Below are 23245 nucleotides of genomic sequence, written 5' to 3'. Positions count from 1 at the left end.
CAAGCTATAGGCGCGCCTGCCCCGCGGCCTGCGATAGGTAGGACTTAGGTTTTCCTGCGCCATCCCCTGGGTGAATACCGAGCTGAACATTGCCGGGTTCTCTTGCGGCTCCGGGGGTCATCCGACCACCTGGGCCTTTGCCGTTTGAAATGACGGCGTCGCAGCGGGACGAACAGCGGTAAAGTAACTGAAAAAGGTGAAGGGCTTCATGCCAACGATCAACCAGCTGGTCCGCAAGGGCCGCGAGCCGCAGAAGGCCAAGTCGAAGGTCCCTGCGATGGAAGCGAACCCGCAAAAGCGCGGCGTTTGCACCCGCGTCTATACGACGACCCCGAAAAAGCCGAACTCGGCGCTCCGCAAGGTGGCCAAGGTTCGCCTGGTCAACCAGCGCGAAGTCATCACCTATATTCCAGGTGAAGGCCACAACCTGCAGGAGCACAGCGTCGTGCTGATCCGCGGCGGTCGTGTCCGCGATCTTCCCGGCGTGCGCTACCATGTGCTGCGCGGCGTGCTGGATACCCAGGGCGTCAAGGACCGCAAGCAGAGCCGTTCCAAATACGGCGCCAAGCGTCCTAAGTAAGGGAGACCAGAAATATGTCACGTCGTCGTCGCCCCGAAAAGCGCATCATCCTGCCCGATCCCCGCTATGGCGATCAGGTGCTTTCCAAATTCATGAACAGCGTCATGTATGACGGCAAGAAAGCCGTCGCCGAAGAGATCGTCTATGGCGCGCTCGAAACGGTCGAGGCCAAGGCCAAGAAGGACCCGATCGCGCTGTTCCATGACGCGCTCAACAATGTGAAGCCCGGCATCGAAGTCCGCAGCCGCCGCGTTGGCGGTGCGACCTACCAGGTTCCCGTCGAGGTTCGCCCCGAGCGTAGCCAGGCGCTGGCGATTCGCTGGCTGATCACCGCCGCGCGCAATCGCAGCGAAACCACGATGGCCGCGCGCCTGTCGGGCGAACTGCTCGACGCCGCCAACAATCGCGGCAACGCGGTCAAGAAGCGGGAAGATACGCACCGGATGGCCGAAGCCAACCGCGCCTTCTCGCACTATCGCTGGTAAGACCATTATAGAAGCGGGCGGGTTCCCTTTGGAGCCGCGCCCGCTTTTACGACTTGCTCGCTAAAATACCGGCCGTTCGCCGTGGGTCCTACCCATGGCGGACGGATTGGTTTAGGGGCCACGCACGAGACTCGAAATCCCAACCGCCGACCCTTTCGGCAACGGAGAATCATCATGGCCCGCAGCCATCCGCTCAGCATGTACCGCAACATCGGCATCATGGCGCATATCGACGCCGGCAAGACGACGACGACCGAGCGCATCCTTTATTATACCGGCAAATCCTACAAGATCGGCGAAGTCCATGACGGCGCCGCGACGATGGACTGGATGGAGCAGGAGCAGGAGCGCGGGATCACGATCACGTCGGCGGCGACCACCTGTTTCTGGAACGACCACCGGATCAACATCATCGACACCCCCGGCCACGTCGACTTCACCATCGAAGTCGAGCGCAGCCTGCGCGTGCTCGACGGCGCGGTTGCCTGTTTCGACGGCGTTGCGGGCGTCGAGCCCCAGTCCGAAACCGTGTGGCGCCAGGCTGAAAAGTACAAGGTGCCGCGCATGTGCTTCGTCAACAAGCTCGACCGCACCGGCGCCAATTTCGAACGCTGCGTCGAGATGATCAAGGATCGCCTGGGCGCACGCCCGGCCGTCCTGTATCTGCCGATCGGCATCGAAGGCGGCTTCAAGGGCCTGGTCGACCTGGTCCGCGACCGCGCGATCATCTGGCAGGACGAAAGCCTGGGCGCGAAGTTCGACTATGTCGAAATTCCCGACGATCTGAAGGATGCTGCGGCAACCGCGCGTTCGGAACTGATCGAGATGGCCGTCGAACAGGACGACGCCATCATGGAAGCCTATCTGGAAGGCACCGAGCCCGACACCGAAACGCTGACCGCGCTGATCCGCAAGGGCACGCTCAACTTCTCGTTCGTGCCGGTGCTGTGCGGCAGCGCGTTCAAGAACAAGGGCGTTCAGCCGCTGCTCGATGCGGTGGTCGACTATCTGCCGAGCCCGCTCGACATTCCCCCGGTCGAGGGCCTCAAGCTCGACGGCGTGACCCCGGACACTCGCCCGCCCGCCGACGACGCGCCGTTCAGCGCGCTCGCCTTCAAGATCATGAACGACCCCTTCGTCGGCACGCTGACCTTCGCGCGCATCTATTCGGGCAAGCTCGAAACCGCGTCGCAGGTCACCAACTCGGTCAAGGACAAGAAGGAAAAGGTCGGCCGCATGCTGCTCATGCATGCCAATGACCGCGAGGATATCCAGGTGGCCTATGCTGGCGACATCGTCGCTCTTGCGGGTCTCAAGGACACGACGACCGGCGACACGCTGTGCGCCATCGGCGATCCGATCATCCTGGAGCGGATGGAATTTCCCGAGCCGGTGATCGAACTGTCGGTCGAGCCCAAGACCAAGGCGGACCAGGAAAAGATGGGCATCGCGCTCAATCGCCTGTCGCGTGAGGACCCGTCCTTCCGTGTGTCGTCCGACGCCGAAAGCGGCCAGACCATCATCAAGGGCATGGGCGAGCTTCACCTCGAAATTCTGGTCGATCGCATGAAGCGCGAATTCAAGGTCGAGGCCAATGTCGGCGCGCCGCAGGTCGCCTATCGCGAATATCTCGGCAAGAAGGTCGACATCGACTATACCCACAAGAAGCAGTCGGGCGGTTCGGGCCAGTTCGGTCGCGTCAAGCTGACCGTCGTTCCGGGCGAGCGCGGATCGGGCTTCCAGTTCTTCGACGAGATCAAGGGCGGCAATATTCCCAAGGAATATATCCCCTCGGTCGAGAAGGGCATGCGCGAGACTGCCGAATCGGGTTCGCTGATCGGCTTCCCGATCATCGATTTCGAAGTCCACCTGACCGACGGCGCCTATCATGACGTCGATTCATCGGCGCTGGCGTTCGAAATCTGTGCCCGTGGCGCGATGCGCGAAGCGGCGCAGAAGGCCGGCATCAAGCTGCTGGAGCCGATCATGAAGGTCGAAGTCGTGACCCCGGAGGATTATCTGGGCGACGTCATCGGCGACATGAACAGCCGTCGCGGCCAGATTCAGGGCACCGACAGCCGGGGCAACGCCCAGACTGTCGACGCGCTGGTGCCGCTTGCCAACATGTTCGGCTATGTGAACCAGTTGCGTTCCTTTACCCAGGGGCGCGCTCAGTACAGCATGCAGTTTTCGCACTATGATGAGGTGCCGCAGAACGTCGCCGAAGAGATCAAGGCGAAGATGGCCTGATGATTTGGGCCGCCTCCTGAAAAGGGCGGCTTAAAAGGCTGGCATAATCGAAATTTGCTGCTATGGACGCGCCTTCGCAAGGCGCGGCCGAGCGGTCAAACCCCATCGGATTTGATTAGAAGGTAGGATAAAATGGCGAAAGCTAAGTTTGAGCGGACGAAGCCGCATTGCAACATCGGCACTATCGGTCACGTCGACCATGGCAAGACATCGCTGACCGCGGCGATCACGAAGGTGCTGGCCGAAACCGGCGGCGCGACCTTCACCAGCTATGACAATATCGACAAGGCGCCCGAAGAGCGCGCTCGCGGCATCACCATTTCGACCGCGCACGTCGAATATGAAACCGAAGCGCGCCACTATGCGCACGTCGATTGCCCTGGCCACGCCGACTATGTGAAGAACATGATCACCGGCGCCGCGCAGATGGACGGCGCGATCCTGGTCGTGTCCGCCACCGACGGCCCGATGCCCCAGACCCGCGAGCACATCCTGCTCGCCCGTCAGGTCGGCGTTCCCCAGCTGGTCGTGTTCATGAACAAGGTCGACCTGGTCGACGACGCCGAGATCCTCGAACTCGTTGAGCTGGAAATCCGCGAGCTGCTGAGCAGCTATGATTTCGATGGCGACAATATTCCCATCATCGCCGGCTCGGCCGTTGCCGCGCTGCAGGACAAGACTCCCGAGATCGGCCATGACGCCGTTCTGAAGCTGATGGCGGCCGTCGACAGCTGGATCCCGCAGCCCGAGCGCCCGGTGGACAAGCCGTTCCTGATGCCGATCGAAGACGTGTTCTCGATTTCGGGTCGCGGCACGGTCGTCACCGGCCGCGTCGAGACCGGTATCGTCAAGGTTGGCGAGGAAGTCGAGATCGTCGGTATCAAGGACACTCGCAAGACCACCGTCACGGGCGTCGAAATGTTCCGCAAGCTGCTCGACGAAGGTCGTGCGGGCGACAATATCGGTGCGCTGGTTCGCGGCGTCGGCCGTGAAGACGTGGAACGTGGCCAGGTTCTCTGCAAGCCGGGCACGATCAAGCCGCACACCGATTTCGACGCTGAAGTCTACGTGCTGTCGAAGGAAGAGGGTGGCCGTCATACGCCGTTCTTCGCCAACTATCGTCCGCAATTCTACTTCCGCACCACGGACGTGACCGGCGAAGTCGTTCTTCCCGAGGGCACCGAGATGGTGATGCCGGGCGACAATGTGAAGCTGACCATCAAGCTCATCGCGCCGATCGCGATGGATGCGGGTCTGCGCTTCGCCATCCGTGAAGGCGGTCGTACCGTCGGCGCAGGGGTTGTCGGCGCGATCACGAAGTAATATAGGCGACGAACCGCGCGGGTCCTTGTGATTCGCGCGGTTCGATTTTCCACCGCCTCGGACCGATCCTCGCCGGCAATTGCGCTAGAGGGTCACGAAGAGGCGGTTTGTTTTTGGCTCTTTCGCATCGGTAGTAGGACATGGACAGCAACATCCGCATTCGCCTTAAGGCGTTCGATCATCGCGTGCTCGATCAGGCGACCGGCGACATCGCCGACACCGCCCGTCGCACCGGCGCTCTCATCCGCGGCCCCATTCCTCTGCCGACGCGCATCGAAAAGTTCACGGTCAACCGTGGACCCCATGTCGACAAGAAGTCGCGCGAGCAGTTCGAAGTCCGCACCTACAAGCGCATGCTTGACATTGTGCAGCCGACGCCGCAGACGGTCGACGCGCTGATGAAGCTGGACCTGGCTGCCGGCGTGAACGTCGAGATCAAGCTGGCCTGAGCCGGCAAGTCCCTGCTCTCCCGAAAGGGTGGCAGGGTATCGGGCATTCCGGGCGACCGGAAGCTCAAAACGACACAAGGGATACCGCACAGTGCCGGCTAGCCGGCAAATCTGTGGTCCTGGTCCCCCGTCGCCTTCCCCGAGAGGGGTCGGCATCCAACCCGGACGGGGTGATCTACAGAACAGGGTTGGCCGCATCGGAGCTGTTCCGCTGCGGTTTTTTTCGTTGGATACGCCCCCGACCGTTTCGGTGCGACGGGGCCTCTATTGGGAGTATGGATCATGCGCACTGGCGTGATCGCTAAGAAAGTCGGGATGACCCGACTGTTTCAGGACGACGGACGCCATGTCCCCGTCACCGTCCTCGCGCTTGAGGGCAACCAGGTCGTGGCGCGCAAGGAAACCGATCGTGACGGCTATATCGCCGTTCAGTTGGGCGCCGGCGTTGCCAAGGCGAAGAATGTGGCCAAGCCGCAGCGCGGCCATTTCGGCAAGGCCGAAGTGGAGCCCAAGGCGCGTCTGGTGGAATTCCGCGTGGCCGAGGATGCGCTGCTCGATGTCGGCGCTGAAATCGCCGCCGATCATTTCATTGCCGGCCAGCTGGTCGACGTTGCCGGTCACACCCAGGGCAAGGGCTTTGCCGGCGCCATGAAGCGCTGGGGCTTCGGCGGTATGCGCGCCACCCATGGCGTGTCGATCAGTCACCGTGCCCATGGTTCGACCGGCAACCGCCAGGATCCGGGCCGCGTGTTCAAGAACAAGAAGATGGCCGGCCATATGGGCGACCGTGAGCGGACCCAGCAGAATCTGGAAATTGTCCGCACCGATGTCGAGCGCGGCCTGCTGTTCGTCAAGGGTTCGGTCCCCGGCGCCAAGGGCACCTGGCTGACCGTCAAGGACGCCGTCAAGGTGCCCCGCCCCGCCGATGTTCCCTATCCCGCCAGCCTCAAAAAGGCTGCCAACAGCAATGATGCGGCTGTCGCTGACACCCCGGCGGAAGACGTCGCGGCAGTGGAAGCCGCCGAAGGCCAGGAGGGCTAAATCATGAAGGTCAATGTACAGACCCTCGACGCGGCAGCCGCCGGCGACCTGGAGCTCGATGACGCCGTGTTCGGCCTCGAACCCCGCGCCGACATTCTGCACCGCGTCGTCACCTGGCAGCTCGAAAAGCGTCGCGGCACCGCTCGCGGCACCCGTGAGCGCAGCGATGTCGCCCGCACCGGCAAGAAGTTCGGCCGTCAGAAGGGCGGCGGCACTGCCCGTCACGGCGATCGCCGCGCTCCGGTCTTCATCGGCGGTGGTAAGGCGCACGGCGCCCGGGTCCGCGACTTCAACCCGTCGCTGAACAAGAAGGTTCGCGCGCTGGGCCTGAAGATGGCTTTGTCGTCCAAGGCGAAGTCGGGCGCGCTGACCGTGCTCGATAACCTCGATGTCAAGGGCGGCAAGACCCGGGAACTGGCGAGCAAGCTTGCCGGTCTGGGCTTGGGCAAGGCGCTTTTCATCGACGGTGATGCGATCAACATCAGCTTCGCCAAGGCTTCGTCCAACCTCGTCGGCATCAATGTGCTGCCGGCGGTTGGCGCGAATGTCTATGACATCCTCAAGGCCGACACGCTGGTGCTCACCCGCGCCGCGGTCGAAAAGCTGGAGGCCCGCTTCAATGGCTAAAAAGCAAACCGCCGCCGTCGAAAACCGTCATTATGACGTCGTCGTCGCGCCGCACATCACCGAGAAATCGACCCTTCTCTCCGAGAATAACGCCGTGGTCTTCAAGGTCGCGAGCGACGCGTCCAAGCCGGAGATCAAGGCCGCTGTCGAGGCGATCTGGGGCGTCAGCGTCACGAGCGTGAACACGCTGGTGACCAAAGGCAAGACGAAGCGCTGGAAGGGCAAGCCCTACAAGCGTTCGGATGTGAAGAAGGCGATCGTCCGCCTGGCCGAAGGCCAGTCGATCGACATCACCGAGGGAGTGCGCTGACATGGCGCTGAAGCATTATAACCCGACGAGCCCGGCCCAGCGCGGCCTGATCCTCGTCGACCGCTCGGCACTGCACAAGGGCAAGCCCGTCAAGGCGCTGACCGAAGGCAAGCGCAAGACCGGCGGCCGCAACAACAAGGGCCATGTGACCTCGCGCGGCATCGCCGGCGGTCACAAGCAGCGCTATCGCATCATCGACTTCAAGCGTCGCTTGTGGGATGTCGAAGGTACGGTCGAGCGTCTGGAATATGACCCCAACCGCACCGCTTTTATCGCGCTGGTCAATTATCCTGACGGCACCCAGGCCTATATCATCGCGCCGCAGCGTCTTGCCCCCGGTGACAAGGTCATCGCCGGCAAGAAGACCGACGTGAAGCCGGGCAACGCCATGGAACTGGGCCAGATGCCGGTCGGCACCATCATCCACAATGTGGAGATGAAGCCGGGCAAGGGCGCGCAGCTGTGCCGCTCGGCCGGCACCTATGCCCAGCTGGTCGGCCGCGATCGCGGCATGGTGATGATCCGCCTGTCGTCGGGCGAACAGCGTTATATCCGTTCCGATTGCATGGGCACCGTCGGCGCTGTCAGCAACCCGGACAACCAGAACACCAACCTTGGCAAGGCCGGCCGTTCGCGCTGGCTGGGCAAGCGTCCGCTGACCCGCGGCGTAGCCAAGAACCCGGTCGACCATCCGCACGGCGGTGGTGAAGGCCGGACCTCGGGCGGTCGTCATCCGGTGACCCCATGGGGCAAGCCGACCAAGGGTGCCCGCACCCGTCACAACAAGTCGACCGACAAGATGATCATCCGGTCGCGTCACGCCAAGAAGAAGAGGTAATCCGCGATGGCTCGTTCCGTCTGGAAAGGTCCTTTCGTGGACCTCAGCCTTCTGAAGAAGGCAGAAACGGCGCAGGACGCCGGTGGCCGCGCCCCGATCAAGACCTGGTCGCGTCGTTCCACCATCCTGCCCCAGTTCGTCGGCCTGACGTTCAACGTCTATAATGGCCGCAAGCATGTTCCGGTTTCCGTGAACGAGGACATGGTGGGTCACAAGCTGGGCGAATTCGCCCCGACCCGCTACTTCCCCGGCCACGCCGCCGACAAGAAGGGCAAGCGCTAATGGGCAAGGAAAAATCCCCTCGCCGCGTCGCGGACAATGAGGCGCTGGCTGTCGGCACGCAGATTCGCGGGTCGGCCCAGAAGCTGAACCTGGTGGCAACGCTGATCCGCGGCCGCAAGGTCGAGGACGCGCTCAACATCCTCGCTTTCTCCAAGAAGGCGATGGCGGTCGATGTGCGCAAGGTGCTGGCTTCGGCCATCGCCAATGCGGAAAACAATCACAACCTGGACGTCGACGCGCTGGTCGTGGCGGAAGCTTCGGTGGGCAAGGCCTTCACCCTCAAGCGCTTCCACGCTCGCGGCCGTGGCAAGTCGACCCAGATCCTCAAGCCCTTCAGCCGCGTGCGCATCGTCGTGCGTGAAGCTGGCGAAGAAGCGGAGGCCTAAGACATGGGTCACAAGAGCAACCCCATTGGTCTGCGCCTGCAGATCAACCGTACCTGGGATAGCCGCTGGTATGCGGAAGGCGCCGATTATGGCCGCCTGTTGATGGAAGACATCAAGATCCGCAAGTTCATCATGAAGACGATGCCGCAGGCAGCGATCTCCAAGGTGGTGATCGAGCGTCCGGCCAAGCTGTGCCGCGTCTCGATCTATGCGGCCCGTCCCGGCGTCATCATCGGCAAGAAGGGCGCGGACATCGAAAAGCTGCGCAAGAAGCTTGCCGCTTTCACCACGTCCGACGTGTCGCTCAACATCGTCGAAATCCGCAAGCCGGAAATCGACAGCCGTCTCGTCGCGCAGGGCATCGCCGACCAGCTGGAACGCCGCGTTGCGTTTCGCCGGGCGATGAAGCGCGCGGTGCAATCGGCGCTGCGTCTGGGCGCCGAAGGCATCAAGATCACTTGCGGCGGCCGTCTGGGCGGCGCGGAGATCGCGCGCGTCGAATGGTATCGCGAAGGTCGCGTGCCGCTGCACACGCTGCGCGGCAACGTCGATTATGCCGATGCCGAAGCGCATACCGCCTATGGCGTGTGCGGTATCAAGGTGTGGATCTTCAAGGGCGAGATTCTCGGCCATGACCCGATGGCCACCGACCGGCTGATGCTGGAGGCTCAGACCTCCGGCGTGCGCCCGGCGCGCTGATTATAAGAAGGCACTAGCGTCATGCTGCAACCGAAAAAGATGAAGTTCCGCAAGACCTTCAAGGGTCGGATCAAGGGCGATGCCAAGGGCGGCACCGCGCTGAACTTCGGCGCCTATGGCCTCAAGGCCATGGAGCCCGATCGTCTGACCGCGCGCCAGATCGAAGCGGCCCGCCGCGCGATCACCCGGCACATCCGTCGCCAGGGCCGTTTGTGGATCCGCGTGTTCCCCGACGTTCCGGTGTCGAAGAAGCCCGCCGAAGTCCGCCAGGGCAAGGGCAAGGGTTCGGTCGAATATTGGGCGGCCCGCGTCGCTCCCGGCCGCATCCTGTTCGAACTGGACGGGGTTCCAGGGCCGCTCGCAGCAGAGGCCTTCTCGCGCGCCGCGATGAAGCTGCCGATCAAGACCAAGGTTGTCGCCCGCCTCGGCGACACCTCGCATCTGGGAGCGTGAGCATCATGGCGAACGTAGCAGACCTCAAGACCAAGTCGGACGACGAGCTGTCGACCGAGCTCAACAACCTGAAGCGCGAGCAGTTCAACCTGCGGTTCCAGGCGGCCACCAACCAGCTGGAAAAGCCCAGCCGGGTCAGGGAAGTCCGTCGGTCGATCGCGCAGATCAAGACACTGCAGACGGAGCGTAACAGCTCCGCCGCGAAGTAAAGGAAACACACGATGCCCAAGCGCGTGCTGACGGGAACTGTGGTTTCCGACAAGACCGACAAGACGGTGGTGGTTCGCGTAGAGCGCAAGGTCAAGCATGCGCTCTACGGCAAGATCATTCGTCGTTCGAAGAAGTACCATGCCCATGACGAGGGCAATGTCTACAAGGAAGGCGAGACGGTCCGCATCGAGGAGACCGCCCCGATTTCGAAGCTCAAGACCTGGAAGGTCGTCGAGCGCGTGGACACGCACAAGTCGCCCGAAGCGGCGGCCTGAGGCCTAGGTCAAGCAATTCGGAACCGCCGAGGCCAGGAAACACATGGCTCTCGGTAGGCCAACAAGGAAGGAACCGGATCAATGATCCAGATGCAATCCAATCTTGACGTCGCGGACAACAGCGGCGCCAAGCGCGTCCAGTGCATCAAGGTGCTGGGCGGATCGAAGCGTCGCTTTGCCGGCGTTGGCGACATCATCGTCGTCTCCGTCAAGGAAGCCCAGCCGCGCGGCAAGGTCAAGAAGGGCGATGTCCATCGCGCCGTGATCGTGCGTACCGCCAAGGATGTGCGCCGCGCCGACGGCTCGGTCATCCGTTTCGACGGCAATGCCGCTGTGCTGATCAACAAGAACGAGGAGCCGATCGGCACCCGTATCTTTGGCCCCGTGGTTCGCGAACTGCGCGCCAAGAAGCACATGAAGATTATTTCTCTTGCGCCTGAGGTGCTGTAATGAGCGCTGCACGTATCAAGAAGGGCGACAAGGTCGTCGTGCTCGCGGGCAAGGACAAGGGCCGTACCGGCACCGTCCTGCAGATGTTCCCCAAGGACGACAAGGTCCTGGTAGAGGGCGTCAACGTCCACGCCAGGCATCGCAAGCCCGACCAGGCGAACCCGCAGGGCGGCATCGACCGCACGCCCGCGCCGCTGCATATTTCGAACGTGGCGATTGCCGGCGCTGACGGCAAGCCGACCCGCGTTCGCTTCGAAACCAGGGACGGCAAAAAGGTCCGCGTGGCCGTGAAGTCCGGGGAGGCGCTGTAATGGCCGACACATATACACCGCGCTCCAAGGCGCTGTACGATGCCGAGATCGCCAAGGCGATGACCGAAAAGTTCGGTTACAAGAACGTCATGGAAGTGCCCCGGATCGAAAAGATCACGCTTAACATGGGCGTGGGCGAAGCGACCCAGGACAAGAAGAAGGTGACGTCGGCGGCCGAGGAAATGGAGCTGATCGCGGGACAGAAGCCCGTCATCACCAAGGCGAAGAAGTCGATCGCGCAGTTCAAGCTGCGCGAGGGCATGCCGATCGGCGCGAAGGTTACGCTTCGCCGCGAGCGCATGTACGAGTTTCTCGATCGCCTGGTGAACATCGCGATGCCCCGCATCCGCGATTTCCGTGGGTTGAACCCGAAGAGCTTTGATGGCCGCGGCAATTATGCCTTTGGTATCAAGGAACAGATCATCTTCCCCGAGATCAACTATGACCGCATCGACAAGGTGCGCGGCATGGACATCATCGTCACCACCACCGCGAAGACGGACGACGAGGCGCGCGAGCTGTTGCGCCTGTTCGGTTTCCCGTTCCCGCAGGAAGAAGAGAAGCAGGCGGCCTGAGAGATCGGCCCCGCTTCTCCTCCCAACCATCAGGCTAAGGAAGAGAACTTAAGTCATGGCGAAACTGAGTTCCATCAACAAGAATGAGCGTCGCAAGAAGCTCGTGAAGAAATATGCGGGCCGCTATGCGCGCCTGCGCGCGGTGGCCGACGACAAGTCGGCCGACGACAGCGAGCGCCTGATGGCGCGGCTGAAGATGGCGGAAATCCCCCGCAACGGCAATCCGACCCGCGTGCGGAACCGATGCGAGGTGACGGGCCGTCCGCGCGCCTATTACCGCAAGTTCCGGCTCTGCCGTATTCAGCTGCGCGATCTGGCCAACAAGGGCCTGATCCCCGGCGTCACCAAGTCGAGCTGGTAAGGATATCATCTCATGGCATTGACCGATCCCCTGGGTGATATGCTCACCCGCATCCGCAACGGGCAGCAGGCGAAGAAGGACAGCGTTGTGTCCCCCGCCAGCAAGCTGCGCGCCCGCGTTCTCGACGTGCTCCAGCGCGAAGGCTATATCCGCGGCTACACCGAGGAAGCCCTCGGCCAGCATCCGGGCCTGCGCATCGAGCTGAAATATTTCGAAGGCGCGCCCGCGATCAAGCATGTCGCCCGCGTGTCCAAGCCTGGCCGTCGCGTCTATTCGGGGTCCAAGGACCTGCCGGTGGTGCGCAACGGCCTTGGCATCACCATCGTTTCGACGCCCAAGGGCGTTCTGTCCGACGCGGAAGCGCGTGAACAGAATGTCGGCGGCGAAGTGCTTGCGGAGGTGTTCTGATGAGCCGCATCGGCAAGAAGCCGGTCCCCGTTCCCGCGAACGTGACCGCGACCATCGAAGGCGGGCAGCTGTCGGTCAAGGGCCCCAAGGGCGCCCTTGCCATGCCGCTGCGCGAAGAGATCAGCTACACGCTTGAGGATGGCGGCATTTCGGTGCAGCCCGCCAACGCCACGAAGGCGGCCCGCGCATTCTGGGGGATGCAGCGCACGCTGGTCCAGAACCTGATCACCGGCGTGACCGACGGCTTTTCCAAGAAGCTGCTGATCACCGGCGTCGGTTACCGCGCCAACGCCCAGGGCAAGAACCTGAAGCTGCAGCTTGGCTACAGCCATGATGTCGACTTCGAGATTCCCGAAGGCATCGAGATCAAGACCCCGGACAACACCACGGTCGAGATCAGCGGAATCGACAAGCAGAAGGTCGGCCAGGTCGCCGCCGAAATCCGTCGCTGGCGTAAGCCCGAACCCTATAAGGGCAAGGGCATCAAGTACGACGGCGAGTTCATCTTCCGCAAGGAAGGGAAGAAGAAGTAAGATGGCAAAGCTTTCCCTCTTCGAGCGGCGTCGCCGCCGCGTTCGCACCGCGCTCAAGGCCCGTTCGGGCCAGAACCCGCGTCCCCGCCTGTCGATCCACCGGTCGGGCCGTCACATCTATGCGCAGGTCATCGACGACGCGGCGGGCAGCACCGTCGCCGCCGCATCGACCCTGGACAAGGATGTCGGCGCCAAGGCGCTGGGCAAGACCGGCGCCAATTCGGATGCAGCAGCCGATGTCGGCAAGCGCATCGCCGAGGCTGCCACCAAGGCGGGGGTGACCAAGGTCGTGTTCGACCGCGGAGGCTTTCTTTTCCATGGCCGCGTCAAGGCGCTGGCCGATGCGGCCCGTGAAGCCGGGCTGGAGTTTTAAAGCATGGCTGACGAAATCAACACCGGCGCTGGCAATCAGCCCGAAACCATCGTGGGGCAGGATGCCGGTCCGCAGGAACTGACCCAGCCCCAGGGCGAGACGCGCGGCCCCGGCCGTGGCGGTCGCGGCAACCGTGGCGGCAACAACCGCGGCGGCAACGATCGCGGGGGCGGCCGTGGCCGTCGCGACGATCGCCGTGGCGGCAGCGGCAACGAGGATGGCGGCGAAGAGCTGATCGAGAAGCTGGTTCACATCAACCGCGTGTCCAAGACCGTCAAGGGCGGCAAGCGCTTCGGTTTCGCGGCGCTGGTCGTGGTCGGCGACGGCAAGGGCCGGGCGGGCTTTGGTCATGGCAAGGCGCGCGAAGTGCCCGAAGCCATCAGCAAGGCGACAGCCGCCGCCAAGAAGGCGATGGTTCGCATTCCGCTGAAGGAAGGCCGCACGCTGCACCATGATGGCCTCGGCCATTTCGGCGCTGGCAAGGTGACCGTTCGCACCGCGCCTGCGGGAACCGGCATCATCGCCGGCGGTCCGATGCGCGCCGTGTTCGAAAGCCTGGGCGTTGCCGACGTGGTGACCAAGTCCAACGGTACGTCGAACCCCTATAACATGATCCGCGCGACCTTCGAGGCGCTGGGCGAACAGACCAGCCCCAAGTCGGTGGCACAGCGTCGCGGCAAGAAGGTCGCCGACCTGCTTCGTCGCGGTGGTGCCTCGGTCGAGGTCGCTGCGGCCGACGCCGAAGCGATTGCGGAGTAACTGACATGGCGAAGATCAAGATCAAGCAGATCGGTTCGCCGATCCGCCGCCCCGCCGACCAGAAGAAGATTCTGATCGGCCTGGGCCTGGGCAAGATGCACCGGGTGGTTGAACATGAAGACAGCGCGGAAATCCGCGGCATGATCAAGAAGCTGCCCCATATGGTGGAGGTCGTGGAGGGCTGAGCCTTTCCCGATCCGTCAATCGAGGCGAAAGAGGGGGCGACCCCTCTTTCGTTTTTTCGGAGGCGAGCTATAAGCCCGGCTTCGTCATCCCGGCGCAGGCCGGTATCTCAGTTTACCGGGTGCTTCTCCGATAGGAATTGCCCGGCCTCACAAGGCCCCAGCCTTCGCTGGGGCTGCGGCCCGATCTTGATGGATCGGGCCTCCGCGCGAACATAGCGAAAGCGAGTGCAGATCATGAAACTGAACGACATCAAGGACAATGACGGCGCCCGCAAGGGCCGGATGCGCGTGGGACGCGGCATCGGTTCGGGCAAGGGCAAGACCGCCGGGCGTGGCCAGAAGGGCGCCAAGGCGCGCTCGGGCGTCGCCATCAACGGGTTCGAGGGCGGTCAGATGCCGCTTCACATGCGGATTCCAAAGCGCGGCTTCAACAACATCTTCGCCAAGGATTACGCGATCGTCAACCTGGGCACCGTGCAGCAGGCGATCGACGCCGGCAAGCTCGATGCGTCGGCGACGCTGGATCAGGGCGCGCTGAACGCGGCGGGCCTCACGCGCGGTGGCAAGGATGGCGTGCGGCTGCTTGGCAAGGGCGAACTGACCGCGAAGGTCAGCTTTTCGGTTGCCGGCGCGTCCAAGGGCGCGATCGAAGCGGTCGAGAAGGCTGGCGGATCTGTGTCGGTGATCGAAGTCGTCGCCGCCGCGGACAAGGCCAAGGCCAAGAAGGGTTCGGCGCTCGCCGCCGCCAAGGCCGCACACAAGGGCTAAGGGTCTTCACCCAGCTTGTAACGACAGCCCCGCTGCCCGATATGGTCGGCGGGGCTTTGTCTTTCCCCATGTCGCGCGGCGTCAATCGGCGCGTGGGAAGTGACATCCCCGCTCCACCCCGTTAAGGGGAAAGCGATTCTGGGGCCGGACCGCCGGCACCGCATGATTTTCAAAGGGTAGGCAATGGCATCGAGAGCCGATCAGCTGGCGTCCAATCTGAGCCTGGCCAAGTTCAGCCAGGCGACGGATCTCAAGAAGCGCCTGTGGTTTACCCTGGGGGCGCTCATCGTCTTCCGCTTCTTGAGCTTCGTGCCGTTGCCCGGTGTCGATCCGACCGCGCTGTCGCAGCTTTACAGCCAGACGCGCGGCGGCGTGCTCGACATCTTCAACACCTTCTCGGGCGGCAGCCTGGAGCGCATGAGCCTGATCGCGCTCGGCGTCATGCCCTATATCACCGCATCGATCGTGGTGCAGCTCGCTTCCAGCCTCTCGCCGCAACTGGCGGCGATCAAGAAGGAAGGCGAAAGCGGGCGCAAGAAACTCAATCAATATACCCGCTATGGCACGGTCGGGCTGACGGCGATCCAGGGCTATTTCATTGCCGTCGGCCTTGAAAGCTATGGCGCGCAGTCGGGCGTGCAGGCGGTGGTCGATCCGGGGATGCTGTTCCGCGTTGCGGCTGTCGTCTCGCTGATCGGCGGCACCATGTTCCTGATGTGGCTGGGCGAACAGATCACCTCGCGCGGCATCGGCAACGGCGTGTCGCTCATCATCATGGCGGGTATCGTCGCCCAGTTGCCGGTGACGCTCAGCAACCTGTTCAAGTCGGGCAGCGAGGGTTCGATCTCGGGCCTCACGATCATGCTGATCGTCGTTTTGGCCTTCGGGCTCATCGGCCTTATCTGCTTCATGGAGCGAGCGCAGCGCCGGGTGCTGATCCAATATCCCAAGCGCCAGACGCGCCAGGGCCTGATGCAGGCGGATCGCAGCCATCTGCCGCTCAAGGTCAATACCGCTGGCGTCATTCCGCCGATCTTCGCGTCGTCGCTGCTGCTGATGCCGCTCACCATCTCGCAATTCGCGGGCCAGACAGTGGCGGGGGAAAGCCGGTGGGGCGACTTCGTCCTGACGCTCAACCAGTATCTCGCGCATGGCAGCCCGGTCTATATGGGCCTTTATGGCCTCGGCATCGTCTTCTTCTGCTTCTTTTACACCGCCGTGGTGTTCAACCCGGAGGAAACAGCCGACAATCTCAAGCGCAACGGCGGGTTCATTCCCGGCATCCGTCCGGGCAAGAATACCGAAAATTATCTGGATTATGTGCTGACCCGCATCACCGTGATCGGTGCGGCCTATCTGACCTTCATCTGCCTGGTTCCCGAATTCGCAATCGCGCGCGCTGGTATCCCCTTCTATCTGGGCGGCACTAGCCTGCTGATCGTCGTCAATGTAACGGTGGACACCGTCACCCAGATTCAGAGCCATTTGCTGGCGCACCAATATGGCGATCTGATTCGCAAGGCTAAGCTCAAGGGGCGGATGCGCTAAGCCGCGCGACTATCGATAGCGCACAAAAAGGGGAGAATGCGCGCAATGAACATCATCCTGCTCGGACCTCCGGGCGCAGGCAAGGGCACCCAGGCGACCAGGCTGGTCGACAGCCGGGGCATGGTCCAGCTTTCGACGGGCGACATGCTTCGCGCTGCGGTCAAGGCGGGGACGCCGGTCGGCCTTCAGGCCAAGGCGCTGATGGAAGCCGGCGCCCTCGTGCCCGACGAAGTCGTGTCCGGCATCATCGGCGAAGCGCTCGACGCGCTGGCCGTCGACACCGGGGTGATCTTCGACGGCTATCCGCGCACCCAGGCGCAGGCCCACTCGCTCGACGCGCTCCTGTCCGACCGCCAGCGCACGCTCGATCATGTGATCGAACTGGAAGTCGACGAAAATGCGCTGGTCGAGCGCATCACCGGGCGCTTCACCTGCGCGACCTGCGGCGAAGGCTATCATGACAGCTTCAAGCAGCCCAAGGTGCAGGGCGAATGCGACAAGTGCCACGGCCATGAATTCAAGCGCCGTCCCGACGATAATGAGGAAACCGTGCGCACGCGCATGGCCGAATATCGTGCCAAGACCGCGCCGATCCTGCCGATCTACGAAGCGCGGAACATCGTTTCGCGTGTCGATGGCATGGCCGACATGGAAGAGGTGGCGATGGCCATCGCCGCGATATTGGATGGCAAGCCCGCTTAGGCTATCCTTGGTTCCTCATAGCTGAGGGAAGGGTTGCCATGCGCCGATTTGCCATCGTCCTGCTGGGGGCGGCGCTGGCCGCGTCGGTCCCCGCCACGGTAACGGCTGCGGTCACCGCACAGGCCGATAGCGGCTTTTCGATCGAAAACAGCGTCGATGTCGCGGCGTCGCCGGCTGCGGTCTTCGCGCTCCTTGGGCAACCGGCCCGATGGTGGAACGGGGACCATAGCTATAGCGGCAACGCGGGCAACCTGTCGCTCGATGCGCGGGTCGGCGGCTGCTTTTGCGAAGCGTTGCCCCGCACTGGCGCGGTCGCTGCCGGCCGGGTCGAACATGCACGGGTCATTCATGTCGCGCCCGTCAGCCTCCTGCGGCTGGTCGGCAGCCTTGGCCCGCTTCAGGCGGAGGCGGTGACCGGCACGCTCAGCTTTTCGCTCAAAGCGCAAGGCGCGGGAACGAAAATCACCATGAGCTATGTCGTGGGCGGTTTTGTCCGCGGTGGCGCCGGCGCACTTGCGGAGGCAGTTGACCAGGTGCTGGCCGAGCAGCTGGCAAGGCTCAAGCGCGTGGCCGATATGCCGGGCTGATCGGCCGCCGAGGTCGCCATCGCGACATCGGCCGACGGTGGCGACGTTAACCACCTTGTTAGCGGAAATTTTGCTCTTTTGTTGCTAGACGGTGAGCATGACAGCATCGTCTCCCGCAGCGCCCGGTCGCCTGACCGAACTGGACGCCCTGCGCGGCATCGGGGCGCTGTGCGTGGTGATCTTTCATTATTCCACGCGCTTTCAGGAGATGTTCCCCGAAACGCAGCATGTGCCGTTCAGCTTTCCGGGCGGCAATTACCGGGTGCTGCTGTTCTTCACCATCTCTGGTTTCGCGATCTTCTTCACGCTCGACCGCATCCGCAGCGTCGCCGATTTCGTCGTCAATCGCTTCGCGCGGCTCTATCCAGCCTATCTGGTGGCGATGCTGCTGACTTTGGCGATCGAGTATCTGGCACAGGCCTATACGCTGTTGATCGGCCCGGTCGCGATCCTGGCCAATTTGACCATGCTGGAAGGCTTTGCGTTTCTGCCCGAGGTGGATGGCGCCTATTGGACGCTGACGGTCGAGATCGGCTTCTATGTCTCGATGATTGCGCTGTGGAAGTTCGCGGGCCTTAAACGCCTCGAACCGATGCTGCTCGGCTGGCTGGCGCTGCGATGGCTTTATGAGCTGTGGCCCGATATGCCCGAGCGGATCATCATGCTGCTGGTGCTGCGCTACATCCCCTTCTTCATCATCGGAATGCTCAGCTACCGGGTGTGGGCAGGGCGGCGACGCTGGCGGCAGCAACTGCCCTATGCGGCAGCGGCGGTCGGCACCGTGGCGTTCAGCGAAACCGTTGACGTCGCGATAGCGGCTGGCGTGCTGCTTGCGACCTTCGCCCTGCTGATCCGGGGGCGGCTGCGCTTCATCGCCATCAAGCCACTGACCTGGCTGGGCGGGATCAGCTACAGCTTCTACCTCATCCACCAGCATATCGGCTTTGTCGTGATGCTCAGGACGACGCAGGCCGGTTATGGGCCATGGACCGGGTTCATGATGGCTATAGTGGTGGCGCTGGTGCTGGGCACGCTCGTCAACCGGGCGGTGGAACGGCCAGCGGGCGAAGCGATCCTTCGCTGGTGGAAGCGCCGGCGGACGGTCGCTGCGCTGGGTGTCGCTCCCGCCTGAGAAACGGACCCGCTCGATATGTGCCGCGCGGGTCCGCCCGATCCTATTTCGCCAGCGGCGCGGCCGCCGCTGCATTTTCCGGCAGGCCGCCCATCTGCGTCACCATCTTGGTATAGGCGTCCAGATAGGCGAGCACGATCACCTGGCCGATGTCGGTATTCTGGTAGCCGCCGCCGCCGACCGCCGCCAGGCCGCCCATCCAGCCAAGGCCGCCACCGCCGCCAAAGCTCAGGTCCGACTTGCGGAAATAGCCTTCGGCCATGACCTCTTCTTCGGTGGTGCGGGCGTTGACCACCGACAGCATGACATTGGCCTCGCTCTTCTTGATCGAGATGCCGCCGAGCAGTGCGCCGCCGACGCGCCCGCCGAGCATGCCGCCCAGCATGCCGCCAAAGGCGTTGCCGCCGCTATTCTTGTTGGTGGTGACGATATCGGGCTGGATGAAATAATCCGCCGCCTTGACCTGTCCCCGGCCCAGGTTCGATCCCGCCTGCAATTCGCCCGAATCGGCCATGGCGCGTTCCAGATTGCGGCTGGCCATCGACCGGCCGCGATTGACGATGCCGAAACAGCCCGATTGCTGCACGAACAGCTTGATGATCGCTTCGGGGCTGCCCAGGTTCAGTTCGCGCCACCACTGGTTGTCGGGTTCGACGATCGCCACAGTGCCCAGCCGCTTGGTGCAGCGGGGGATTTCCATCTGCTTCTTCGTCTGCGCCTGACGGCCCGAAGAGCCCTTGTCCGCTGCCATGGCCGGACTGGCGAGCAGCGCCAGCACCGCCGCACCGCCCAAAAATTTCGCAATAACCTTCATTGTCGTGAACCCCGTTTGTCGTTGCCAATGTCGTTATGGATAGTGCGACCCGCCTTTATCGTGATCTCTATCACAACCCGGCTTTGGTTCAAGCAAATGGGGGCGCACGGCGCAGGCTGACAGCGCCCGCAAGGCCTGCTATCGGCGCGCGATGACCGAACTGTCCCGCATCCGCAATTTTTCCATCATCGCCCATATCGACCATGGCAAGTCGACGCTGGCCGACCGGCTGATCCAGCGCACCGGGGGCCTGACCGACCGTGAGATGAGCGCGCAGGTGCTCGACAATATGGATATCGAGAAGGAGCGCGGGATCACCATCAAGGCGCAGACGGTGCGTCTCGATTACACCGCGCGCGACGGGCAGCTGTACGAACTGAACCTGATGGACACGCCGGGGCATGTCGACTTCGCCTATGAAGTGTCGCGCTCGCTCGCCGCGTGCGAAGGCGCGCTGCTGGTGGTCGACGCCGCGCAGGGGGTGGAGGCGCAGACGCTCGCCAACGTCTACCAGTCGATCGAGCACGACCATGAGATCGTGCCCGTCATCAACAAGATCGACCTGCCCGCCGCCGAACCGGAAAAGGTGCGCAAGGAAATCGAGGACGTGATCGGTCTCGATGCGTCGGAGGCGGTGATGGCGTCGGCCAAGTCAGGGATCGGCATCGACGAGGTGCTCGAAGCCATCGTCACCAAGATCCCGCCGCCCAAGGGCGACCGCGACGCGCCCCTGGAAGCCATGCTGGTCGACAGCTGGTACGACCCTTATCTGGGCGTCGTCATTCTGGTGCGCGTCATAAACGGTGTCATCAAGAAGGGCCAGAATATCAAGTTCATGATCGGCGGGACCGAACATCTGATCGATCGGGTAGGGTGCATGCGGCCCAAGATCGAGACGCTGGACGAACTGGCGGCGGGCGAGATCGGCTTCATCACCGCCCAGATCAAGGACATCAGCCAGACGCGCGTGGGCGACACCATCACCACCGTCAAGAATCCGGCCAAGGCGCCGCTGCCCGGTTTCAAGGAAGTGCAGCCGGTGGTGTTTTGCGGTCTGTTCCCGGTCGATGCGGCGGATTTCGACAAGCTGCGCGATTCGATCAGCAAGCTGCGCCTGAACGATGCGTCGTTCAGTTTCGAGATGGAAAGCAGCGCGGCGCTGGGCTTTGGCTTTCGCTGCGGGTTCCTGGGGTTGCTGCATCTGGAGATCATCCAGGAGCGGCTGACCCGCGAATATGACCTGGACCTTATCACCACCGCACCATCGGTGGTGTACAAGATCCAGCTGACCCACGGCAATGGCGAGATCGAGCTGCACAATCCCGCCGACATGCCCGATCCCACTCGCATCGCCGATATCGAGGAGCCGTGGATCGAAGCGGTGATCTATTGCCCCGACGAATATCTCGGCTCCATCCTGAAACTGTGCCAGGACCGGCGCGGCATCCAGAAGAACCTGACCTATGTCGGCGGGCGGGCGCAGGTGACCTATGAGCTGCCGCTCAACGAAGTCGTGTTCGATTTCTACGATCGCCTCAAATCCATCAGTCGGGGCTATGCCAGTTTCGACTATCACCAGATCGGCTATCGCGAGGGCGACCTGGTCAAGATGAGCATCATGGTCAACAGCGAGCCGGTCGACGCGCTGAGCATGATCGTCCATCGCGGCACAGCCGAATCGCGCGGGCGCGGCATGTGCGAGCGGCTGAAGGATCTGATTCCCCGCCACCTGTTCAAGATTCCGATTCAGGCGGCGATCGGCGGCAAGGTGATCGCGCGCGAAACGATCGCGGCGATGCGCAAGGATGTGACCGCCAAATGCTATGGCGGCGACATCAGCCGCAAGAAGAAGCTGCTCGACAAGCAGAAGGAAGGCAAGAAGCGGATGCGCGAATATGGCAGCGTCCAGATTCCGCAGGAAGCCTTCATCGCCGCGCTGCGGATGGGGGATGAGGGCTGAGGTTCGATCCGCGCTGACATGCAAACGGAAACAGTCGGCGGTTTCATTCTCCGACAGCCCGCCTGCGGCGCGTGCGAAGAAAGCCACGACCATCTCCGCATCGGTGGCAGCCAGATGCATAGCCGTTGAGCGTCAGAAAGGTTTCGCCGACCACTGCCGCGGTTCGCTTGTTGCCATCGACAAAAGGATGGTTGCGCGCAATGCCATAAGCATAGGCGGCAGAGTCTGCGGGCGCGCCATCGCGCTTGGGGGTCAAGCTTGACCCCGCGCCCCGATCCGTGATCAAGTTCGGAGCATGGGAAAAGGCCAGGAAAGGCGATAATGTGAGCGGCGATTGGCTCTATGATGAGAACCCGGCCATGTTCCGGGCGCATCCGTTGCTGTTCACGCTGCTGTTCGTATCGATCATCGGCTGGATCGGGCTGGGCATCTGGTGGGTGGCGCACAAGGGCCAGCGGCTGGCGCTGAGCGAGCGCGATGTGCTGATGGAGCGTGGCCTGCTCGCCAAGCAGCGAACCCAGCTGGCGCTGTCGTCCATTCGCAGCGTCCGCATCACCCAGAGCTTCATGCAGCGCATTTTCGATATCGGCAATGTCGAACTGTTCAGCGCGGGGGACTATGCCGAAATCGCGATCAAGTCGATGCCCCGGCCAAGCGTGATCCGGGCGATCGCCGCGGCGCGATCGGTGGACATATTGTCGCCGCGTTGACCGCTTTATGCTCCACCCCCTTGACTCCAGCGCATTTATTGCATGGATTGCGGGGCGAGACCGACGTCAGATCGGGCCGTTGCAGAGGAACGCCATGAAAGCACGCCGGGTCGCATGTCGCGGGCCGGTGGAACAAGGGGTTTTCCGCAATGGGCTTGCGCGTCATGCCGTCGCTGCCGCACCTGACGGCGCAGGAGCGGGAAGCCATCCGCCAGGCGTGCGGTTTCGCCTGCGTACGGTGCGGCGTCACCATCTATCGCTATCTTGGTCTGCCGGCCGATGCCCGCGATCCGGGCGGAGCGACGCTGTTGTGCCCGACCTGCCACGGGCTGGTCGAAGAGGGTCGGCTGACACCGGGGCAGGTGAACAGCTTCCACGCCAATCCGGTCGTGCGACAGCGCCATTTCGCGCGGGATCGCCTGCCCTTTTCCAGCGAGATGCCGCAACTGATCGTCGGCGGATCGCGGCTGCTGCGCGACACGCCGATCCCGCTGACGGTGGAGGGCGAGCCGCTGCTGATCTTCGCGCCCCCCCGCCGGTCGCAAGGCGCGACGCGCATCAGTGTGCGGCTGGGCGCGCCTGACGGGACCCCCGTACAGATTGTCGACGGCAATGAATGGCTGCCCGACGATGGCAGCTGGCATTTCCTGCTGCGCGGCGACCGCTACAGCATCATGGCGTCGCGGGGCGATGGCCTGGCCGTGCTGCGCATCGTCGCGCGCAACCGCATCGCGGTCGAGCATCTGCGCACCACGATCCGGGGCCGCCGGATCGAGATCACCCCCGACTGGATGGAGATCGACGGCAAGCGCTATATCGACCGCATCGGCAGCGGGACGCTGATCGGGCTGGAAGTGTAAG

Annotated in this window: 34 protein-coding genes; 32 read left to right on the top strand and 2 right to left on the bottom strand. The window is 63.1% G+C overall.

Going from position 1 to position 23245, the window contains the following annotated elements; all coding sequences use genetic code 11:
* Window positions 1-208: 208 nt before the first annotated feature.
* The 29 genes from rpsL to WG908_RS08595 all read left to right on the top strand — a co-directional run bounded on the left by rpsL (window position 209) and on the right by WG908_RS08595 (window position 18900).
* Window positions 209-580, top strand: coding sequence for a 30S ribosomal protein S12 (gene rpsL / locus WG908_RS08735; RefSeq protein WP_253339994.1), 372 nt, complete (start codon window positions 209-211; stop codon window positions 578-580).
* A gap of 14 nt (window positions 581-594) precedes the next feature.
* Entirely contained in the window at window positions 595-1065 is a 471-nt protein-coding gene (gene rpsG, locus WG908_RS08730; protein ID WP_340186184.1) for a 30S ribosomal protein S7, read from the top strand.
* Between the two features lie 174 nt (window positions 1066-1239).
* Entirely contained in the window at window positions 1240-3315 is a 2076-nt protein-coding gene (fusA, locus tag WG908_RS08725; RefSeq protein ID WP_340186183.1) for an elongation factor G, read from the top strand.
* Between the two features lie 132 nt (window positions 3316-3447).
* Complete coding sequence (gene tuf, locus WG908_RS08720; RefSeq protein ID WP_340186182.1) at window positions 3448-4638, top strand: elongation factor Tu; 1191 nt, start codon at window positions 3448-3450, stop codon at window positions 4636-4638.
* Between the two features lie 140 nt (window positions 4639-4778).
* Window positions 4779-5087 carry a 30S ribosomal protein S10 gene (rpsJ, locus tag WG908_RS08715; protein ID WP_006960299.1) on the top strand — a complete coding sequence of 103 codons (309 nt, stop codon included), beginning with the start codon at window positions 4779-4781 and terminating at the stop codon, window positions 5085-5087.
* 282 nt (window positions 5088-5369) lie between these two features.
* Complete coding sequence (gene rplC, locus WG908_RS08710; protein WP_340186181.1) at window positions 5370-6128, top strand: 50S ribosomal protein L3; 759 nt, start codon at window positions 5370-5372, stop codon at window positions 6126-6128.
* A gap of 3 nt (window positions 6129-6131) precedes the next feature.
* Complete coding sequence (rplD, locus tag WG908_RS08705) at window positions 6132-6755, top strand: 50S ribosomal protein L4 (protein ID WP_340186180.1); 624 nt, start codon at window positions 6132-6134, stop codon at window positions 6753-6755.
* Window positions 6748-7065, top strand: a complete 318-nt coding sequence (locus WG908_RS08700) for a 50S ribosomal protein L23 (protein WP_340186179.1) — start codon at window positions 6748-6750, stop codon at window positions 7063-7065. The genes rplD and WG908_RS08700 overlap by 8 nt, the downstream gene beginning before the upstream one ends.
* 1 nt (window position 7066) lies before the next feature.
* A complete protein-coding gene (gene rplB / locus WG908_RS08695) occupies window positions 7067-7903 on the top strand; it encodes a 50S ribosomal protein L2 (protein WP_340186178.1) in 837 nt (278 codons plus the stop codon).
* 6 nt (window positions 7904-7909) lie between these two features.
* Window positions 7910-8185 (top strand): 30S ribosomal protein S19, encoded by a 276-nt coding sequence (rpsS, locus tag WG908_RS08690; protein WP_275485312.1) that lies wholly within the window; start codon window positions 7910-7912, stop codon window positions 8183-8185.
* A complete protein-coding gene (rplV, locus tag WG908_RS08685) occupies window positions 8185-8571 on the top strand; it encodes a 50S ribosomal protein L22 (protein WP_340186177.1) in 387 nt (128 codons plus the stop codon). Before rpsS ends, rplV begins: the two co-directional genes overlap by 1 nt.
* 3 nt (window positions 8572-8574) lie before the next feature.
* Window positions 8575-9270 carry a 30S ribosomal protein S3 gene (gene rpsC, locus WG908_RS08680; RefSeq protein ID WP_340186176.1) on the top strand — a complete coding sequence of 232 codons (696 nt, stop codon included), beginning with the start codon at window positions 8575-8577 and terminating at the stop codon, window positions 9268-9270.
* 21 nt (window positions 9271-9291) lie between these two features.
* A complete protein-coding gene (gene rplP / locus WG908_RS08675) occupies window positions 9292-9723 on the top strand; it encodes a 50S ribosomal protein L16 (protein ID WP_340186175.1) in 432 nt (143 codons plus the stop codon).
* Between the two features lie 5 nt (window positions 9724-9728).
* Window positions 9729-9932: a 50S ribosomal protein L29 gene (gene rpmC, locus WG908_RS08670; RefSeq protein WP_340186174.1), complete on the top strand. Its 204-nt coding sequence runs from the start codon at window positions 9729-9731 to the stop codon at window positions 9930-9932.
* Between the two features lie 12 nt (window positions 9933-9944).
* A complete protein-coding gene (rpsQ, locus tag WG908_RS08665) occupies window positions 9945-10208 on the top strand; it encodes a 30S ribosomal protein S17 (RefSeq protein WP_340186173.1) in 264 nt (87 codons plus the stop codon).
* Between the two features lie 81 nt (window positions 10209-10289).
* A complete protein-coding gene (gene rplN, locus WG908_RS08660; RefSeq protein WP_066520431.1) occupies window positions 10290-10658 on the top strand; it encodes a 50S ribosomal protein L14 in 369 nt (122 codons plus the stop codon).
* On the top strand, window positions 10658-10969 hold the full coding sequence (gene rplX / locus WG908_RS08655) for a 50S ribosomal protein L24 (protein ID WP_340186172.1): 312 nt from the start codon (window positions 10658-10660) through the stop codon (window positions 10967-10969). Before rplN ends, rplX begins: the two co-directional genes overlap by 1 nt.
* The gene (gene rplE, locus WG908_RS08650; protein WP_340186171.1) at window positions 10969-11544 is read left to right on the top strand and encodes a 50S ribosomal protein L5; all 576 of its coding nucleotides are present in this window, start codon (window positions 10969-10971) and stop codon (window positions 11542-11544) included. The genes rplX and rplE overlap by 1 nt, the downstream gene beginning before the upstream one ends.
* Window positions 11545-11599: 55 nt before the next feature.
* Window positions 11600-11905 (top strand): 30S ribosomal protein S14, encoded by a 306-nt coding sequence (gene rpsN, locus WG908_RS08645; protein ID WP_340186170.1) that lies wholly within the window; start codon window positions 11600-11602, stop codon window positions 11903-11905.
* Window positions 11906-11917: 12 nt separating this feature from the next.
* Complete coding sequence (rpsH, locus tag WG908_RS08640; RefSeq protein WP_340186169.1) at window positions 11918-12313, top strand: 30S ribosomal protein S8; 396 nt, start codon at window positions 11918-11920, stop codon at window positions 12311-12313.
* Window positions 12313-12846: a 50S ribosomal protein L6 gene (gene rplF, locus WG908_RS08635; protein ID WP_340186168.1), complete on the top strand. Its 534-nt coding sequence runs from the start codon at window positions 12313-12315 to the stop codon at window positions 12844-12846. The genes rpsH and rplF overlap by 1 nt, the downstream gene beginning before the upstream one ends.
* A gap of 1 nt (window position 12847) precedes the next feature.
* Window positions 12848-13219 (top strand): 50S ribosomal protein L18, encoded by a 372-nt coding sequence (gene rplR / locus WG908_RS08630; protein ID WP_340186167.1) that lies wholly within the window; start codon window positions 12848-12850, stop codon window positions 13217-13219.
* A gap of 3 nt (window positions 13220-13222) precedes the next feature.
* Window positions 13223-13978, top strand: a complete 756-nt coding sequence (rpsE, locus tag WG908_RS08625; RefSeq protein ID WP_340186166.1) for a 30S ribosomal protein S5 — start codon at window positions 13223-13225, stop codon at window positions 13976-13978.
* Window positions 13979-13983: 5 nt separating this feature from the next.
* Window positions 13984-14163 carry a 50S ribosomal protein L30 gene (rpmD, locus tag WG908_RS08620; RefSeq protein WP_340186165.1) on the top strand — a complete coding sequence of 60 codons (180 nt, stop codon included), beginning with the start codon at window positions 13984-13986 and terminating at the stop codon, window positions 14161-14163.
* Between the two features lie 234 nt (window positions 14164-14397).
* The gene (gene rplO, locus WG908_RS08615; RefSeq protein ID WP_340186164.1) at window positions 14398-14931 is read left to right on the top strand and encodes a 50S ribosomal protein L15; all 534 of its coding nucleotides are present in this window, start codon (window positions 14398-14400) and stop codon (window positions 14929-14931) included.
* A gap of 183 nt (window positions 14932-15114) precedes the next feature.
* Entirely contained in the window at window positions 15115-16479 is a 1365-nt protein-coding gene (gene secY, locus WG908_RS08610; protein WP_340186163.1) for a preprotein translocase subunit SecY, read from the top strand.
* A 45-nt stretch (window positions 16480-16524) separates the two neighbouring features.
* Complete coding sequence (locus WG908_RS08605; RefSeq protein ID WP_340186374.1) at window positions 16525-17181, top strand: adenylate kinase; 657 nt, start codon at window positions 16525-16527, stop codon at window positions 17179-17181.
* A 38-nt stretch (window positions 17182-17219) separates the two neighbouring features.
* Entirely contained in the window at window positions 17220-17768 is a 549-nt protein-coding gene (locus tag WG908_RS08600) for an SRPBCC family protein (protein ID WP_340186162.1), read from the top strand.
* Window positions 17769-17865: 97 nt separating this feature from the next.
* Window positions 17866-18900: an acyltransferase family protein gene (locus WG908_RS08595; protein ID WP_340186161.1), complete on the top strand. Its 1035-nt coding sequence runs from the start codon at window positions 17866-17868 to the stop codon at window positions 18898-18900.
* A gap of 43 nt (window positions 18901-18943) precedes the next feature.
* Here the strand turns inward: WG908_RS08595 and WG908_RS08590 are convergent, their stop codons facing one another.
* Window positions 18944-19714 (bottom strand): CsgG/HfaB family protein, encoded by a 771-nt coding sequence (locus WG908_RS08590; protein WP_340186160.1) that lies wholly within the window; start codon window positions 19712-19714, stop codon window positions 18944-18946.
* Between the two features lie 151 nt (window positions 19715-19865).
* On the opposite strand from WG908_RS08590, the gene lepA reads away from it, so the two are divergent.
* Window positions 19866-21674 (top strand): translation elongation factor 4, encoded by a 1809-nt coding sequence (gene lepA / locus WG908_RS08585; protein ID WP_340186159.1) that lies wholly within the window; start codon window positions 19866-19868, stop codon window positions 21672-21674.
* Window positions 21675-21717: 43 nt separating this feature from the next.
* Here lepA and WG908_RS08580 read toward each other — a convergent pair whose 3' ends face one another.
* Window positions 21718-21930, bottom strand: coding sequence for a type II toxin-antitoxin system death-on-curing family toxin (locus tag WG908_RS08580; RefSeq protein WP_445326689.1), 213 nt, complete (start codon window positions 21928-21930; stop codon window positions 21718-21720).
* 67 nt (window positions 21931-21997) lie between these two features.
* On the opposite strand from WG908_RS08580, the gene WG908_RS08575 reads away from it, so the two are divergent.
* The gene (locus WG908_RS08575; protein WP_340186158.1) at window positions 21998-22384 is read left to right on the top strand and encodes a PH domain-containing protein; all 387 of its coding nucleotides are present in this window, start codon (window positions 21998-22000) and stop codon (window positions 22382-22384) included.
* Between the two features lie 164 nt (window positions 22385-22548).
* Window positions 22549-23244 (top strand): hypothetical protein, encoded by a 696-nt coding sequence (locus tag WG908_RS08570; RefSeq protein WP_340186373.1) that lies wholly within the window; start codon window positions 22549-22551, stop codon window positions 23242-23244.
* The last annotated feature ends 1 nt before the right edge of the window (window position 23245 follow it).

This window comes from Sphingobium anseongense (assembly GCF_037725245.1).
Classification (GTDB): Bacteria; Pseudomonadota; Alphaproteobacteria; order Sphingomonadales; family Sphingomonadaceae; genus Sphingobium.
The sequence above is the reverse complement of the archived record's forward strand: the minus strand, read 5'-3'. Positions and strand labels throughout refer to the sequence as shown.

What these genes read in the sequence shown, in the direction of transcription:
- WG908_RS08570 (WP_340186373.1), top strand. Translation starts at nt 22,549, where the DNA reads ATGCCGTCGCTGCCGCACCTGACGGCGCAGGAGCGGGAAGCCATCCGC.
- rpsL (WP_253339994.1), top strand. Translation starts at nt 209, where the DNA reads ATGCCAACGATCAACCAGCTGGTCCGCAAGGGCCGCGAGCCGCAGAAG.
- rpmD (WP_340186165.1), top strand. Translation starts at nt 13,984, where the DNA reads ATGGCGAAGATCAAGATCAAGCAGATCGGTTCGCCGATCCGCCGCCCC.
- rpsN (WP_340186170.1), top strand. Translation starts at nt 11,600, where the DNA reads ATGGCGAAACTGAGTTCCATCAACAAGAATGAGCGTCGCAAGAAGCTC.
- rpsH (WP_340186169.1), top strand. Translation starts at nt 11,918, where the DNA reads ATGGCATTGACCGATCCCCTGGGTGATATGCTCACCCGCATCCGCAAC.
- rplN (WP_066520431.1), top strand. Translation starts at nt 10,290, where the DNA reads ATGATCCAGATGCAATCCAATCTTGACGTCGCGGACAACAGCGGCGCC.
- rplR (WP_340186167.1), top strand. Translation starts at nt 12,848, where the DNA reads ATGGCAAAGCTTTCCCTCTTCGAGCGGCGTCGCCGCCGCGTTCGCACC.
- rplV (WP_340186177.1), top strand. Translation starts at nt 8,185, where the DNA reads ATGGGCAAGGAAAAATCCCCTCGCCGCGTCGCGGACAATGAGGCGCTG.
- WG908_RS08590 (WP_340186160.1), bottom strand. Translation starts at nt 19,714, where the DNA reads ATGAAGGTTATTGCGAAATTTTTGGGCGGTGCGGCGGTGCTGGCGCTG.
- tuf (WP_340186182.1), top strand. Translation starts at nt 3,448, where the DNA reads ATGGCGAAAGCTAAGTTTGAGCGGACGAAGCCGCATTGCAACATCGGC.
- fusA (WP_340186183.1), top strand. Translation starts at nt 1,240, where the DNA reads ATGGCCCGCAGCCATCCGCTCAGCATGTACCGCAACATCGGCATCATG.
- rpmC (WP_340186174.1), top strand. Translation starts at nt 9,729, where the DNA reads ATGGCGAACGTAGCAGACCTCAAGACCAAGTCGGACGACGAGCTGTCG.
- WG908_RS08595 (WP_340186161.1), top strand. Translation starts at nt 17,866, where the DNA reads ATGACAGCATCGTCTCCCGCAGCGCCCGGTCGCCTGACCGAACTGGAC.
- rplO (WP_340186164.1), top strand. Translation starts at nt 14,398, where the DNA reads ATGAAACTGAACGACATCAAGGACAATGACGGCGCCCGCAAGGGCCGG.
- rplB (WP_340186178.1), top strand. Translation starts at nt 7,067, where the DNA reads ATGGCGCTGAAGCATTATAACCCGACGAGCCCGGCCCAGCGCGGCCTG.
- rpsG (WP_340186184.1), top strand. Translation starts at nt 595, where the DNA reads ATGTCACGTCGTCGTCGCCCCGAAAAGCGCATCATCCTGCCCGATCCC.
- rpsJ (WP_006960299.1), top strand. Translation starts at nt 4,779, where the DNA reads ATGGACAGCAACATCCGCATTCGCCTTAAGGCGTTCGATCATCGCGTG.
- rplC (WP_340186181.1), top strand. Translation starts at nt 5,370, where the DNA reads ATGCGCACTGGCGTGATCGCTAAGAAAGTCGGGATGACCCGACTGTTT.
- WG908_RS08600 (WP_340186162.1), top strand. Translation starts at nt 17,220, where the DNA reads ATGCGCCGATTTGCCATCGTCCTGCTGGGGGCGGCGCTGGCCGCGTCG.
- rplD (WP_340186180.1), top strand. Translation starts at nt 6,132, where the DNA reads ATGAAGGTCAATGTACAGACCCTCGACGCGGCAGCCGCCGGCGACCTG.
- rplX (WP_340186172.1), top strand. Translation starts at nt 10,658, where the DNA reads ATGAGCGCTGCACGTATCAAGAAGGGCGACAAGGTCGTCGTGCTCGCG.
- rplP (WP_340186175.1), top strand. Translation starts at nt 9,292, where the DNA reads ATGCTGCAACCGAAAAAGATGAAGTTCCGCAAGACCTTCAAGGGTCGG.
- WG908_RS08700 (WP_340186179.1), top strand. Translation starts at nt 6,748, where the DNA reads ATGGCTAAAAAGCAAACCGCCGCCGTCGAAAACCGTCATTATGACGTC.
- rplF (WP_340186168.1), top strand. Translation starts at nt 12,313, where the DNA reads ATGAGCCGCATCGGCAAGAAGCCGGTCCCCGTTCCCGCGAACGTGACC.
- rpsQ (WP_340186173.1), top strand. Translation starts at nt 9,945, where the DNA reads ATGCCCAAGCGCGTGCTGACGGGAACTGTGGTTTCCGACAAGACCGAC.
- lepA (WP_340186159.1), top strand. Translation starts at nt 19,866, where the DNA reads ATGACCGAACTGTCCCGCATCCGCAATTTTTCCATCATCGCCCATATC.
- rpsS (WP_275485312.1), top strand. Translation starts at nt 7,910, where the DNA reads ATGGCTCGTTCCGTCTGGAAAGGTCCTTTCGTGGACCTCAGCCTTCTG.
- rplE (WP_340186171.1), top strand. Translation starts at nt 10,969, where the DNA reads ATGGCCGACACATATACACCGCGCTCCAAGGCGCTGTACGATGCCGAG.
- secY (WP_340186163.1), top strand. Translation starts at nt 15,115, where the DNA reads ATGGCATCGAGAGCCGATCAGCTGGCGTCCAATCTGAGCCTGGCCAAG.
- rpsC (WP_340186176.1), top strand. Translation starts at nt 8,575, where the DNA reads ATGGGTCACAAGAGCAACCCCATTGGTCTGCGCCTGCAGATCAACCGT.
- rpsE (WP_340186166.1), top strand. Translation starts at nt 13,223, where the DNA reads ATGGCTGACGAAATCAACACCGGCGCTGGCAATCAGCCCGAAACCATC.
- WG908_RS08605 (WP_340186374.1), top strand. Translation starts at nt 16,525, where the DNA reads ATGAACATCATCCTGCTCGGACCTCCGGGCGCAGGCAAGGGCACCCAG.